General features: G+C 54.7%; 13 protein-coding genes. 6 read left to right on the forward strand and 7 right to left on the reverse strand.

What is annotated here, in order from left to right:
• Positions 1–13: 13 nt before the first annotated feature.
• Genes rfbD through rfbA form a run of 4 tightly spaced genes read right to left on the reverse strand, consistent with a single transcriptional unit; the run spans position 14 to position 3,415 of the window.
• Positions 14–898: a dTDP-4-dehydrorhamnose reductase gene (rfbD, locus tag K9U38_RS15005; RefSeq protein WP_224495155.1), complete on the reverse strand. Its 885-nt coding sequence runs from the start codon at positions 896–898 to the stop codon at positions 14–16.
• Positions 895–1,971, reverse strand: a complete 1,077-nt coding sequence (gene rfbB / locus K9U38_RS15010) for a dTDP-glucose 4,6-dehydratase (RefSeq protein ID WP_224495156.1) — start codon at positions 1,969–1,971, stop codon at positions 895–897. The genes rfbD and rfbB overlap by 4 nt, the downstream gene beginning before the upstream one ends.
• Before the next feature lie 15 nt (positions 1,972–1,986).
• Entirely contained in the window at positions 1,987–2,541 is a 555-nt protein-coding gene (gene rfbC / locus K9U38_RS15015) for a dTDP-4-dehydrorhamnose 3,5-epimerase (protein WP_224495157.1), read from the reverse strand.
• Positions 2,534–3,415, reverse strand: coding sequence for a glucose-1-phosphate thymidylyltransferase RfbA (rfbA, locus tag K9U38_RS15020; protein WP_224495158.1), 882 nt, complete (start codon positions 3,413–3,415; stop codon positions 2,534–2,536). Before rfbA ends, rfbC begins: the two co-directional genes overlap by 8 nt.
• A gap of 254 nt (positions 3,416–3,669) precedes the next feature.
• Here rfbA and K9U38_RS15025 point away from each other — a divergent pair, with 254 nt between their 5' ends.
• Together K9U38_RS15025 and K9U38_RS15030 are read left to right on the forward strand one after the other, a co-directional pair.
• A complete protein-coding gene (locus K9U38_RS15025) occupies positions 3,670–3,981 on the forward strand; it encodes a glycosyltransferase family protein (protein ID WP_224495159.1) in 312 nt (103 codons plus the stop codon).
• Positions 3,974–4,801, forward strand: coding sequence for a glycosyltransferase (locus K9U38_RS15030; RefSeq protein ID WP_224495160.1), 828 nt, complete (start codon positions 3,974–3,976; stop codon positions 4,799–4,801). The genes K9U38_RS15025 and K9U38_RS15030 overlap by 8 nt, the downstream gene beginning before the upstream one ends.
• A gap of 27 nt (positions 4,802–4,828) precedes the next feature.
• Here K9U38_RS15030 and K9U38_RS15035 read toward each other — a convergent pair whose 3' ends face one another.
• Together K9U38_RS15035 and gmd are read right to left on the reverse strand one after the other, a co-directional pair.
• Positions 4,829–5,800: a GDP-mannose 4,6-dehydratase gene (locus K9U38_RS15035; RefSeq protein WP_224495161.1), complete on the reverse strand. Its 972-nt coding sequence runs from the start codon at positions 5,798–5,800 to the stop codon at positions 4,829–4,831.
• A 39-nt stretch (positions 5,801–5,839) separates the two neighbouring features.
• Positions 5,840–6,814 carry a GDP-mannose 4,6-dehydratase gene (gene gmd / locus K9U38_RS15040; protein WP_224495162.1) on the reverse strand — a complete coding sequence of 325 codons (975 nt, stop codon included), beginning with the start codon at positions 6,812–6,814 and terminating at the stop codon, positions 5,840–5,842.
• Positions 6,815–7,120: 306 nt separating this feature from the next.
• On the opposite strand from gmd, the gene K9U38_RS15045 reads away from it, so the two are divergent.
• The 4 genes from K9U38_RS15045 to K9U38_RS15060 all read left to right on the forward strand — a co-directional run bounded on the left by K9U38_RS15045 (position 7,121) and on the right by K9U38_RS15060 (position 11,503).
• On the forward strand, positions 7,121–8,272 hold the full coding sequence (locus tag K9U38_RS15045) for an acyltransferase family protein (protein WP_224495163.1): 1,152 nt from the start codon (positions 7,121–7,123) through the stop codon (positions 8,270–8,272).
• 106 nt (positions 8,273–8,378) lie between these two features.
• Positions 8,379–9,146, forward strand: coding sequence for a glucose-1-phosphate cytidylyltransferase (gene rfbF, locus K9U38_RS15050; protein WP_224495275.1), 768 nt, complete (start codon positions 8,379–8,381; stop codon positions 9,144–9,146).
• A 5-nt stretch (positions 9,147–9,151) separates the two neighbouring features.
• A complete protein-coding gene (gene rfbG / locus K9U38_RS15055) occupies positions 9,152–10,219 on the forward strand; it encodes a CDP-glucose 4,6-dehydratase (protein WP_224495164.1) in 1,068 nt (355 codons plus the stop codon).
• 60 nt (positions 10,220–10,279) lie between these two features.
• Complete coding sequence (locus K9U38_RS15060) at positions 10,280–11,503, forward strand: class I SAM-dependent methyltransferase (protein WP_224495165.1); 1,224 nt, start codon at positions 10,280–10,282, stop codon at positions 11,501–11,503.
• Positions 11,504–11,540: 37 nt separating this feature from the next.
• On the opposite strand, the gene K9U38_RS15065 is transcribed toward K9U38_RS15060, so the two are convergent.
• A complete protein-coding gene (locus K9U38_RS15065; protein WP_224495166.1) occupies positions 11,541–13,304 on the reverse strand; it encodes a glycosyltransferase family 2 protein in 1,764 nt (587 codons plus the stop codon).
• Positions 13,305–13,319 lie beyond the last annotated feature (15 nt).

The following is a 13,319-nucleotide window of genomic DNA, read 5'->3' on the forward strand; positions in this document are numbered from 1 at the left end:
GCCGAACCTGCCGTCAGGCGCGCAATAGCCTCTCGACGGTGCTCGCCGTCGATTGCTCCCATGCCGGCGCCCGCCAGTTGAAAACCTCATGGAACCTTTCGCTGGACAGGCGGGAGTTCAACGGGCGCCGGGCCTTGGTCGGATATTCAGACGTCAGTATATCCTTGACCTCCGCGAAAGGCCCCTGCAGGTCCCTGCTGGCCGCGAAAATCGCGCGCGCAAACGTGCTCCAATTGGTGCTGCCCATGCCTGCCAGGTGGTAGACGCCGAAAGCATCGAACTGCGGTTCCGCCCGCAGCCGTTTCGCCGCAACAAGAATTCCGTCGGCAATATCGATGGCAGATGTCGGGTTGCCCCATTGATCGGCTACGACCGAAAGGCTGTCGCGATCTTGCGCAAGGCGAAGCATTGTCTTGACGAAATTCCTGCCGAACGGGCTGTAGACCCAGGCTGTACGAACAATCAGATGGCGGGGATTGGCAGCAGCAACGGCCAGTTCACCCTCAAGCTTGGTTCGGCCATAAACGCCATGGGGGCCCGTCGGATCGTTCTCGGTATAGGGCCTCTCGCCGTCACCCGAAAACACATAGTCCGTGGAAAGATGGATAACTGGCACGCCAATATCGGCGGCAGCCTGCGCAACCGCTCCAGCACCCGTGGCATTGATGCTGCGCGCAATGTCCGGCTCGTCCTCGGCCTGATCAACGGCGGTATATGCTGCGGCCGAAACCACGAGGTCGGGCCGCGCAGCGCTTATGGCTTCGTGAACGGTTTCCGGTTGTGCGAGGTCGAGTTCCGGGCGTCCGAGAGGCAATATCTCTACGGATGGATCAAGCCGCGCCCTTTCGACCAGGCTGCTGACAACCTGTCCTTCCCGTCCGGTAACGGCGATCCTCATGCCGATGTCCCGCCTGCCGGCGCAGCACCGAGCCGTTCGCCCGCATAGCGCTCGCCGCGGATCGGCTGCCACCACCATTTATTGTCGAGATACCACTGCACGGTCCGCTCCAGACCGGTCTCGAACGTCTCGGCTGGCGTCCAGCCAAGCTCACGTTCGATCTTGGTTGCGTCGATCGCATAGCGGCGGTCATGGCCCGGCCGATCAGTGACAAAGGTGATCAGGTCACGGTAGCGTGCGCCCCCCGACCTCGGCACCTTCCTGTCGAGAATATCACAGATTGTCTCGACAACATTGAGATTGGTGCGCTCGGCACGGCCGCCGATATTGTAGCTTTGGCCTGGCTTGCCCCTCGTGACGACGAGCTCGAGCGCCCGGGCATGATCTTCAACGAAGAGCCAATCCCGGACGTTCGCGCCCGCGCCATAGACTGGCAAAGGCTGTCCATCAAGGGCGTTGAGGATGACCAGCGGAATGAGCTTTTCAGGGAAATGGAATGGGCCGTAATTGTTGGAGCAGTTCGACAGGACCACGGGCAAACCATAGGTTTCGTGCCAGGCCCTTACCAGATGGTCGGATGAGGCCTTTGAAGCAGAATATGGCGAGGATGGCGCATAAGGCGTTTCTTCGGTGAAGATACCACTGTCGAAGGGCAGGTCGCCAAATACTTCATCCGTCGAAATGTGGTGAAAACGGAATGCCGATCTGGCAGGCTCGGGCAGTTCGCGCCAATAGGCGAGTGCCGCATTCAGCATGCGGAACGTACCGACAATGTTTGTTTCAATGAAAGCGGCCGGACCGTCGATGGAGCGATCAACATGGCTCTCGGCGGCAAGATGCATGATTGCGTCAATGTTCTCACTGCGAAGAATTGCCAGAATGGCCGCATCGTCACAAATGTCTGCCTGAACAAAGCTGTAATTGGGATGATTCTCGATCTGTCGCAGCGACGCGAGATTACCCGCATAGGTGAGCTTGTCGACATTGACGACGCGATTTTGCGGATTGGCGGCGAGGTGGCGGCAGACTGCAGAACCGATAAACCCGGCACCACCCGTTACGAGAATGTTCATCGGATAGCCGCTCCTTCAGGGGAAAATGTCTGCACCGTCGAGCAATGGTGCTTTTTGGTCTTTATCCGACAGCTGTATCGCCGAGGCATCGAACGGCCATTCGATATCGATCGACGGATCGTCGAAACGCAGCGAGCGGTCATGCTCGGGGGAATAGTAATCGGTGACCTTGTAAACGACTTCGGTGTTGTCTTCCAAAGTCACAAAGCCATGGGCAAAGCCTTTGGGCACCAGTATCTGGTTCCATTTCTTTGCCGAAACCTCGAGTGATATCCATTTCCGGAATGTGGGGGAGCTCTTCCGGATATCAACGACTACGTCCAATATGGAGCCCTTTACGACACGCACGAGCTTGTCCTGGGCACGCGGCGGCAACTGATAGTGCAACCCGCGCAAGACGCCCCTGGATGCCGATAGCGAATGATTGTCCTGGACAAATTGCAGCGAAATGCCGGCCGCGGCGAAGCTCTCCGCATTATAGGTTTCGGAGAAGAAGCCGCGATCATCGCCAAACTTGCGCGGGAAAATTTCGAGCACGCCCTCCAGCGCGAGAGGTCTGACTTCAATCATTTTCCACCTCTTCAGCACGACGAAGCAAGTAAGCTCCGTATTCGGTCTTGCCCATTTTTGACGCTCTTTCACGAACCTGTTCGGAACTCAACCAACCCCACTCCAGACCGATTTCTTCAGGGCACGCGATTTTGATCCCTTGCCGATGTTCTATCGTACGCACGAACGAAGACGCCTCATGCAGGCTGTCGTGGGTGCCCGTATCGAGCCATGCGTAACCGCGCCCCATTCGTTGGACGCGCAGATCGCCTCGCTCGAGATAAATATTGTTAACACTGGTGATTTCGAGTTCACCGCGAGCGGAGGGCTTGATGGTGCTGGCGATGTCAACGACGTCGTTGTCGTAGAAATACAGCCCGGTAACGGCCCAATTGGACTTGGGTTTTTCGGGCTTTTCCTCAATGGACCGGGCCCGGCCGGTGACCTTGTCAAAATCAACAACACCGTACCGCTGTGGATCGTCGACATGATAGGCGAAAACCGTACCGCCTTTCTCGCCCGACGAAGCGCTCTGGCAGAGCTTGGAGAGCCCGTCGCCAAAATAGATGTTGTCGCCAAGGATCATCGCAACGCTGTCATTACCGATGAAATCGCGCCCGATGATAAATGCTTCGGCCAGGCCGTTGGGCTGCGCCTGCTCGGCGTAGGAGAAATTGATGCCGAATTCGCTGCCATCGCCCAGTAGCTTCTGGAACAGCGGCAGATCGTGGGGCGTGGAGATTACCAGAATGTCGCGTATGCCGGCGAGCATGAGAACGCTCAACGGATAATAGATCATCGGCTTGTCATAGATGGGCAGAATCTGTTTCGACACCGCAATCGTCAATGGATAGAGACGCGTACCGCTTCCACCCGCCAGTATTATCCCCTTCATTTCGATTGTGTCCCTATGCAAACAATATGGGCAAACCAATTATTTAATGTATTAGACAACCGGAATTGCGTTCAACCAAAGTGCCAGCCGCACTTCACCCAGCATTGTGGCAGACATTTGGCGTCAACTGAAACACAAGTCAACCACTGAAGGCCAACGCACCACCCGGCTGCCCTCGCATGCTAGAGAATTCCACAGCACCATCTTCTCTGATAGCTACGGCGGACGATGCCACTAATATACGGATTTTTGAAATGCAGATTGAGAGCCAGTCGGAAGTCAGTGGAATTAGTGTCACCTACAATCCCGACCTGGCTAGCCGCAAGCGTCCGCTTGTGGCGGTAGGCAGGCAAATCGATCATGTCGTGATTGTGGACTATCCTATCGCCTCCTCTAGCCTGTGCCAGCGGGCTGTGCTCGACTTCGTTGGCGGTATGCAGGAGGAAGTGTTCCCAGGCTGCGTCGATATTGAGTGGGGTTTGCATGCCCGACACGCAAAGATGATGTCGCTCGGCGTTTTTGACGGACTCGTTGGCTGGATCGGGAAGAAGGCCGGCAATGATTGAACCGAACGGCATTGCAAGGGAAGCAGAGTGCGAAATTTCGATCTGCATCGTCATCTTCAAACCCGACAGGGTGGTGCTCGAGAGAACCCTTGTCAGTCTCCGGAATGCGCTCGCTCGTCTGTCGCCGCGACTGGCCAGGCTTTATATCGTCGACAACTCGGCGGAGCTTTCCGATCATGACTGGCTACGCGAAATGTTGCGGGGTTTGACATATGAGATAATAGCGGGGCACGGCAATGTCGGTTTCGGCTCGGCGAACAACATGGTTCTGGACCGTATTGGCAAATTCCATCTTGTGCTCAATCCGGATGTCGAAATGGAGCCAGAAGCACTGGAGCATGGACTGGCATTCATGCTGGACAATCCGGACTGCGGACTTTCTACGCCCGAGGCGTTCAACCCGGATGGCAGCAAGCAATACCTTTGCAAACGATATCCTGCGGTCTTCGACCTGCTCTTGCGCGGATTCGCCCCGAGCTGGGTCAGGGACTACTTTTGTGATCGCCTGCAAAGGTATGAGATGCGTGACCAGGCTGCCGACATTGTCGGTTGGGATCCGCCAATCGTCAGCGGATGTTTCATGCTGTTTCGCGGCGATGTGTTTCGAAAGTTGAACGGCTTTGATCCGCGCTATTTCCTCTATTTCGAAGATTTCGACGTTTCGCTTCGCACGGGCAAAGTATCACGCATCGCCTATGTGCCTGCGATCAGGATCGTCCATGGAGGCGGAAATGCGGCGCGCAAAGGCCCTTGGCACATCTGGCAATTTGCCCGGTCGGCGGCGATCTTCTATTCAACCTATCCGTTGAAATTCTTTTGATATGTGCCTGCGTTGTTGCCGCGGTCCTCAGACCGCGTTGATTTTTATGCGTTCGCGCCAATAGTCGAGCAAGTCAGCAAGCACTTCCTGTATCGAATAGTGCGGCTGCCAACCTGTCAAACCAATGAGTTTGGCATTCGCTCCACTTGCCATCGCAATATCTGACGGCCGGAGCCTGTCGCGCGCCACATGAATTTCAAATAAGGCCGTCGACAGGCGTTGCAGCTCGTCCAGCAGGTCGGACAGGCGATAGCTTTGCCCAGATGAAATATTCACGATCACCCGTTCACCCAGCCCGCTGCCAGCCTCTATTAATGACAGATAGGCAGAAACGACATCTCGAACGTGTAGAAAGTCGCGTCGCGCCGACAGGTCGCCAACGTCAATACGGGGCTGCTGGATACCGGCCTCAATGCGGGCAATCTGCGCCGCGAATGAGGGGAGGACAAAGCGCTCGTCCTGCCTTGGCCCCGTATGGTTGAATGGCCGTGCGATGATCAATTTGGAGGTGGCTGGCAAAATCTGTTCGAATGCCTGCTCTGCATCGCACTTGGACCGGCCGTAGGCACTTAGCGGCTCCAGGGCCGAGTCTTCATCCACGGTGCCGCTCTTGAAGCTGGCCCCGTAAACTTCTGAGCTGCTGGTAAACAAGACTGTGGCCCCAGGTACATGCCGCGAAAGGCTTCGTGCCAGATTTGCACTACCGTCAGCATTGACCCGAGTCGTCAGATCCTGATCACTGATGCTTGCGGCGACAGAAGCCTGAGCGGCCAGATGAACGACGAGGTCGGGTTGGCAAAGATCAACTGCCCTTTCAACTGCTTCCGTGTCCTGCAAATCTGCCTGCACGACATCCCAACCTACAGCGTTATGCTCACCTGAATTTTGTACCAGCAGCGCACGCTTGGCCTCCGGATAAGCTTTCGCCAATGCGGGAGCAAGATAACTCCCGACGAATCCGGTGCCACCCGTCAGAAGTATACGCTGGTATTCAGTCATGATTGGTCCGCAAGCTAATGTCTGGATCTTGAGGCAAAATTACTGACTCAGGCGGGCTAGGTCGGCGTCGACCATCTCCTTGATCATGTCTTCCAGGTTGGTTTCGGGCTCCCAGCCGAGTTTGGTCCTCGCCTTCCCGGGATTCCCCAACAGGACCTCTACTTCGGCCGGTCGATAGAACGCAGGATCTATAACAAGATGTTTCTCAATATCCAGCGCAACATGTTGAAATGCGATCCGGCACATGTCGCGGACCGTCGTTGTCACACCTGTGGCGACAACATAGTCGTCGGCGGTATCCTGTTGCAACATCAACCACATGGCACGAACGTAATCGCGCGCATGGCCCCAATCGCGCTTCGCGTCGATGTTTCCAAGACGTAGTTCATTCGCTAGGCCAAGCTTGATCCGGGCAACACCGTCCGTAACCTTGCGCGTCACGAATTCGACCCCGCGCAGCGGGCTCTCATGGTTGAAGAGGATGCCCGACGATGCGTGCATTCCGAAACTCTCGCGATAGTTGATCGTGATCCAGTGACCGTACAGCTTGGCGACGGCATAGGGAGAGCGGGGATGAAACGGCGTCGTCTCGCTCTGCTTTTCTTCCTGGATCTTGCCATACATTTCCGATGACGATGCTTGATAAAACCGTGCGTCGGTATCCGTCAGACGCATCGCTTCGAGCACATTGGTGACGCCAAGAGCGGTAATGTTTCCGGTGAGAATCGGTTGTTGCCAGGATGACGCGACAAAAGACTGGGCAGCGAGATTGTAGACTTCACCAGGTTTGACGTCTCGCATGATACGGACAAGGCTGGAAAGATCCGAGAGATTGCCGTCAATCAGCTGGACCTGGTCGGCAATGCCCAGCCAGCGCAGGCGATGGTCGGCGACGCCGAGATGGGAGGATCGCCGTACGACGCCATAAACCTCGTACCCCTCGTCGAGCAACAACTGCGAGAGATAGGCCCCGTCCTGGCCAGTGATTCCGGTAATCAGAGCGCGTTTTGTCATTTCAACTTCCCTACTCATCCTATGGTGACATTCGTTGCCCACACCGTTGGTCAACGACAATTTCACGGTGAGTACTGCCGTATGGCTTAGTGATGCAATCTAGTTAACTACAACAGCCCTTCATTTAATCAAGAGCGCTGATGCTACTTGTCGTCGATGCCCGGAATAACGCGGACAGGACGCGGCTCATCCCGCGGCGCGCGTTCAGATTGTCGATGAATCCTCCTTGCCACAGTGGCCAACATGAGTTAGCGGGCACAATCGGGGTTTTCACCGACCCCTGAAATCGAACTGAGCGGCGTGCAAATGTCATCATCCTTACCCGCACGACATATTGGCCTCGACCACATCAGGGCTCTTGCGGCGCTGATGGTCTTCAGCTGGCATTTCACACACTATGCGACCGGTTACCCGGTGCCCTTCGAGGGCGCACCATCGATCTTCTTCCTGTCTGTTTTTGACGAGGGTCACACTGGGGTCGCCCTGTTCATGACACTCAGCGGATACCTGTTTGCGAAAATATTGGCGGGCCAGCAAATCAACTATGGCGCATTCCTTCTGCGGCGATTTCTTCGCTTGATGCCGCTGTTGCTGGTGATGCTGTTGCTCGTGGGCGTTCAGCAATACCTGGCGGGCAATAGTGTAATGGATTATGGTCGCTCTCTTCCAATTGGATTGATAACGCCGACCTTGCCGAATGGTGGATGGTCGTTGACGGTGGAGTTCCATTTCTATCTGATATTGCCGTTGCTGCTGCTTCTATGCCGCAAATCGCCCTTTCTGCTGCTTGCAGTTCTTTTGGCTGCAGTGGTTTTCCGGGTCTATCTATATGGCCGGAACGGCACGATATTCTGGCCCGCCTATTGGACTATCGTTGGGCGAATAGACCAGTTTCTACTCGGTATTCTAGCTTATCATTATCGGAAAAAGTTCATCGGCAGGCACGTACTGGCCGGCGCGGCAATCGCCGGTTTTTGTCTGTTCTACTGGTATTTCGACCGGATTGGCGGATTTTACAGGATCGATGGATATCCGTCGCCAACACCGCTCTGGATCATCATTCCGACTATCGAGGGCGCTTTTTTTGGCTTGCTGATCGCCTATTACGATTATTCGTTCGACCATTCGGCGGGCTTATTCTCACGCTTTATCGCAAGGATCGGCGAATACTCCTACTCCATGTACTTGTTACATTTTTTTGTAGTGTTCGCGATGGCGGATTACGTCCACCGACACATTATGGATATTTCGTATTTTTACACTGGGCAGGTATGGGCAGTCATCTGTTTCCTCCTATTGGTTCCCTTCACCTATCTAAGCTACGTCTGGTTTGAAAGGCCGTTCATGAGGATACGCGTTCCATACACGCGGGCACGGGCTACAGCGCGGGAGGAGTACCAGATAGCTCCCTGTGGAGCCGGGGAACCGGCCTTGGAAAGTCCCGGGCTGCGGCAATAAGAGCCACTGGTTCTGGAGGCATCACGCCACAGATGTGACTGTTTTGTTGTATCTCCAGTTTAACTTGCTTATAGGCATAAGCTGGAAGGTCGTTAGAGGAGCCCACATGAAAGCGGTAATTTTGGCCGGTGGTTTGGGAACGCGGATCAGCGAAGAGACGAGTTCTCGCCCGAAGCCCATGATCGAAGTCGGGAATCGGCCTATTCTTTGGCATATCATGAAGATTTACTCTCACCATGGCATCAATGATTTCATCGTGTGCTGCGGCTATAAGGGCTATGTAATCAAGGAATATTTCGCCAATTACTTCCTTCACATGTCGGATGTCACATTCGACATGCAAAACAACAAGATGGAGGTTCTGCAAAACTCCGCCGAGCCTTGGCGCGTCAGCCTGGTTGATACAGGCGAAGCGACCATGACCGGCGGAAGGCTCAGGCGGGTCCGTGACTATCTTGGTGATGAGGACTTCTGCTTCACTTATGGTGATGGAGTAGGTGACATCGATATCACTGCCCTCGTTGCCTTTCACAGGGAACAGGGACGTCTGGCAACGCTCACTGCGACGCAGCCCCCCGGGCGGTTTGGCTCACTCGCGCTGGATGGCCATAAAATCCAAAGCTTCCAGGAAAAGCCGCAAGGCGACGGCGGATGGATCAATGGTGGTTTCTTTGTTCTGTCTCCCAAGGTGATTGACTACATCGATGGGGATACCAGCATATGGGAGCGTGAACCGCTGGAGACGCTGGCGAAGGAGCAACAGCTCAACGCCTGGTTCCATCATGGATTCTGGCAGCCGATGGATACGCTGCGGGACAAAAACCATCTCGAAGAACTATGGGCGTCTGGTCAGGCACCCTGGAAGAGCTGGTAGAGAGCATGTTCAATAATATCTATCGCGGCCGCCGGGTCCTTATAACCGGACATACCGGCTTCAAGGGAAGCTGGTTGACACTTTGGTTGCAGCAGCTGGGCGCCAACGTTACCGGCGTCGCGCTGGCTCCCGAGGCGGAGCCCAATCACTGGGCCTTGTTGAACCTCGAACACCAATCGCATTTCATCGACATTCGTGATGAGAACGCCCTGCGTCAGGTAGTGGTGCAGGCCAATCCGGAGATCGTGTTCCATCTCGCGGCGCAACCGCTTGTCCGCAGGTCCTATGCTCAACCGGTGGAAACGTTCGCAACGAACATCATGGGAACGGCCAATCTGCTGAACATATGCCGATCCCTCAACGATCTTGCTGCAATAGTCGTTGTTACTACCGACAAGTGCTACGAGAACAAGGAATGGGTCTGGGGTTACCGGGAGATTGATCCTCTGGGTGGCCACGATCCCTACAGCGCATCGAAAGCAGGCACGGAGATTGTTGCTGCGAGCTTCCGGCGCTCATTCTTCAATACGCCAGGTGGAACCTTACTGGCAACGGCGCGAGCGGGTAACGTGATAGGTGGAGGCGACTGGTCAGACGACCGGCTCATTCCCGACCTTGTGCGTGCCATTGCCGGGCAGCAAGCGCTCGAAATCAGATCACCGAAGTCGACGCGGCCGTGGCAACATGTTCTGGAATGTCTTTCAGGGTATCTTATGCTCGGTCAAACGCTTGTGGAGCGAGACGGTTCTGCCGCAGACGCATGGAATTTCGGCCCCGATCGGGAAGGCAACAGAACAGTCGAGGCTTTGTTGACTGCGCTTGCGCGAGATTGGCCCAACGTCAAATGGCGCCTGAGCGAGGACGTCCATCCTCACGAGGCACAGTTGTTGCAGCTGGATAGCAGCAAATCTCGCCAATTGCTCAAATGGCAGCCGGTGTGGACCTTTGAAGAGGGGGTGAACGTAACCGCTGAATGGTACCGGTCATGGCTGGAAGACCGCACGGTCGCGAGTGAGACCCAACTCAATGCCTACCAGGCCCTGGCAAAACAGCGGGAGCTGGCTTGGGCATAGCTGATTTCTATCCGCTTATAGTTTAAATCGAATTCTCTTGGATTGTTTAGGAAGAGCCATATGAGATGTCGTCACTGCGAAACTGAACTCGAACACGTATTTCTGGACTTGGGATTTGCACCACCATCCAATGCATATTTGACCGCAGCCAAACTGCGTGCACCCGAAACAACATATCCGCTCAAACTGTTTGTTTGTGATGAGTGCTGGCTTGTGCAGACGGAAGACTATGCCGAAGCCGGTGACCTTTTCTCAAGCGACTATGCCTATTTCTCATCGACATCGAAGAGCTGGCTGGATCATTCGGCGCGCTACGCGGACATGATTACTGAGCGTCTTGGTTTGACGAAGGGCAGTTTCGTTATCGAAATTGCTTCGAATGATGGATATCTGCTCAAGAATTTTGTCGCCAAGGAAATTCCTTGTCTTGGCATTGAGCCGACCCACAGCACCGCAGATGCCGCAGAGAAACTTGGCGTTCCGGTCCTGCGCGAATTTTTCGGCGTGACGACGGCTACTTCGCTTGTGAATCGGGGTCAGACCGCAGATCTCATTTGCGGCAACAATGTCTATGCCCATGTCCCTGATATCAACGATTTCACGCGAGGCCTGAAAACAGCGCTTAAAAAGGACGGGACGATAACACTCGAATTTCCGCATCTCATGCGACTCATCGAGCAAAACCAGTTTGACACCGTATACCATGAGCATTTCTCTTATCTGTCCCTTATGGCCGTCCAGCGCATATTCGAAGCTTCCGGGTTGCGCATTTGGGATGTGGAAGAGCTGCCGACGCACGGCGGCAGCCTTCGGATATATGGCTGCCACGCGGAAGATGAACGCCCGACCAATGCGCATGTCGGCGAAATTCTTGATCAGGAGGCTACCGCAGGACTTGGGAACCTTGCAATTTACAAGGACTTCCAGGCCAAGGCCGACAAGGTCAAGGACGATTTCGTCGCCTTTCTCATTGAGCAAAAACGCGCCGGGAAGACCGTGGCCGCCTACGGCGCTGCAGCAAAAGGTAATACCCTGCTCAACTATGGCGGTGTAAAGCACGATCTCATCGCATTCGTATGCGATGCTGCACCTTCCAAGCAGGACAAGTTCATGCCTGGAAGCCATCTCCCGATAATGACGCCGTCTGCATTGTCGGAGCAAAAACCTGATTATGTGGTGATTCTGCCGTGGAATATCGCGGCTGAAGTAAGACAGCAGCAAAAGCAGATCGCAGATTGGGGCGGTCAGTTTGTAACGGCCGTACCTCAGCTAACGGTTATATGACCTTAAGCGCGCTTCGCTGGTGATCGCAAAGTTTAGGTCACCAGCGAAGTACCGAGCAATCAGTTCGATTCTTCGGTAGCCGCGGATTGTAATAAGGGTCGGCTTTGACCTGGGCACGCCAACGCGACAGGAAGTGTTGTCTATCCAATTCATCTACTTCCCTCCTCGCCAACGACGATCCTTCGAAATGATAGAGCGAGGCAAATGGAGTATAGACGACGCGATAACCTGCAGCACCAAGTCTCAAACAGAAATCTATATCGTTGTAGTCTACCCTCAGATTTCGGTCGAACATTCCGACTTCCCGCACAAGACTCATACGTGTGGCCAGGACTGCACCCGTAACGGCTGAATAGTTCCGGATAAGATGGGTAAAGCCGCAATATCCGACCTCAGCTGCTGGCTGATTATGAAAAATGTGCGTCGTTAAACCGTTTACACCCATGACCACCCCGGCATGCTGCAACCTGTTGTTCGGATAGAGAAGCTGAGCTCCTACAGCGCCGACGTCAGGACGACGCGAGAACGAGAGTAGCGCCTCGATCCAGTCGGGTGAAATCACTTCAATATCGTCATTGAGAATGATGACGTCTTCTGTCGTCACGAGCCCGAAGCCATGGTTCATTTTGTCGGGAAAATTGAACGTCCCTTGTGAAGCGTACTGAGCGACGGTCACTCCCGCTTTGACAAAGCGCTCTCGGACATCGGCCGGCAGGCGACCATTGTCCAGAACGATGATCCGGAAGTTTCTGAATGTTGAACGTTCGAGGATGCTCGTTATTGAATGTTCGACAAGCAGGATGTCGCCATGCCCTTCAACTTCCCGCGCACGACTGTCCGTCAGCATCAACAGCGTAACCGGTCGTGACGGATCAACAGGCCATTTGACGCGATAGCTCCCCGGGAACAGACCATCGACAACTTCGGCGTGGGGCTCCTGGCTCTGTACAAAATCCGCAACAGCGCGCTTTGCATTGATCAACGCGGTGGGTTTTGCATCAACAACGGCTGCGGCCGAACCCGGAATCTTTCGCCAATGGTAAAGCACCTGTGGAATGTGGACAACACGCCTTGCCTTCGATGTGGCACGCAAGGCCAGATCATAGTCCTGAGCACCGGTGTACGCGTCCCGCAGACCGCCCAACTTCAGGAAGAGGGACTTTCTGATCACCATGAAGTGCAACACATACATGACCGACAGAAGATGTTCCGGTGACCAGTCAGGCTTCAGATATGGCTCGCTGCGGCTGCCATCAGTCTCGATCTTGTCTTCATCGGTATAGAGAACATCGACGTCCGGGTTGTCCTCAATTGCCTGCACGACGAATTGAAGCGCATTGGGGTCCAATGTGTCGTCATGGTCAAGGAAGGCTACAAAATTGCCTGTCGCGAATTCCGCCGCAAGATTGGTAGCGCCAGCGATATGGAGGTTCTTCGGTGACCGGACAATTTTGATGCGTGGGTCTATGCCGCGATATTTTTCGAGAACCTCCGCTGTCTCGCCCGCGTCTGAACAATCATCGCAAAGGCACAGCTCCCAGTTGGGATAGGTCTGGTCAAGGACCGAATTGATCGCCTCCTCCAACACCTGTGGTGGCGTGTTGTAGACTGGCACGAGAACACTGATGCGAATGTCGCTTGAGGTCAAAGCGCGCAGATATTTGGAGGGTGAATCAATGGGGCTTTCCGGGCGTGATAGGAGTCCGGTAACGACATTTTTAGCCTGTTGAATTGCCGTTCGCAGGCCCATTGTACGAGCAACCGCGAGAAATCTGCGTGCAAGATGGAGAATCCGTCTCATGAGTTTCTTTCAAGT

Origin of the sequence: Phyllobacterium lublinensis (assembly GCF_020164435.1) — a bacterium.
Lineage (GTDB): Bacteria > Pseudomonadota > Alphaproteobacteria > Rhizobiales > Rhizobiaceae > Phyllobacterium > Phyllobacterium lublinensis.

Bases quoted from the DNA above. Each gene is read 5' to 3' on its own strand.
- K9U38_RS15025 (WP_224495159.1), top strand. From the start codon at position 3,670: ATGCAGATTGAGAGCCAGTCGGAAGTCAGTGGAATTAGTGTCACCTAC.
- rfbA (WP_224495158.1), bottom strand. From the start codon at position 3,415: ATGAAGGGGATAATACTGGCGGGTGGAAGCGGTACGCGTCTCTATCCA.
- rfbD (WP_224495155.1), bottom strand. From the start codon at position 898: ATGAGGATCGCCGTTACCGGACGGGAAGGACAGGTTGTCAGCAGCCTG.
- rfbF (WP_224495275.1), top strand. From the start codon at position 8,379: ATGAAAGCGGTAATTTTGGCCGGTGGTTTGGGAACGCGGATCAGCGAA.
- K9U38_RS15030 (WP_224495160.1), top strand. From the start codon at position 3,974: ATGATTGAACCGAACGGCATTGCAAGGGAAGCAGAGTGCGAAATTTCG.
- K9U38_RS15035 (WP_224495161.1), bottom strand. From the start codon at position 5,800: ATGACTGAATACCAGCGTATACTTCTGACGGGTGGCACCGGATTCGTC.
- K9U38_RS15060 (WP_224495165.1), top strand. From the start codon at position 10,280: ATGAGATGTCGTCACTGCGAAACTGAACTCGAACACGTATTTCTGGAC.
- K9U38_RS15045 (WP_224495163.1), top strand. From the start codon at position 7,121: ATGTCATCATCCTTACCCGCACGACATATTGGCCTCGACCACATCAGG.
- rfbG (WP_224495164.1), top strand. From the start codon at position 9,152: ATGTTCAATAATATCTATCGCGGCCGCCGGGTCCTTATAACCGGACAT.
- K9U38_RS15065 (WP_224495166.1), bottom strand. From the start codon at position 13,304: ATGAGACGGATTCTCCATCTTGCACGCAGATTTCTCGCGGTTGCTCGT.
- gmd (WP_224495162.1), bottom strand. From the start codon at position 6,814: ATGACAAAACGCGCTCTGATTACCGGAATCACTGGCCAGGACGGGGCC.
- rfbB (WP_224495156.1), bottom strand. From the start codon at position 1,971: ATGAACATTCTCGTAACGGGTGGTGCCGGGTTTATCGGTTCTGCAGTC.
- rfbC (WP_224495157.1), bottom strand. From the start codon at position 2,541: ATGATTGAAGTCAGACCTCTCGCGCTGGAGGGCGTGCTCGAAATTTTC.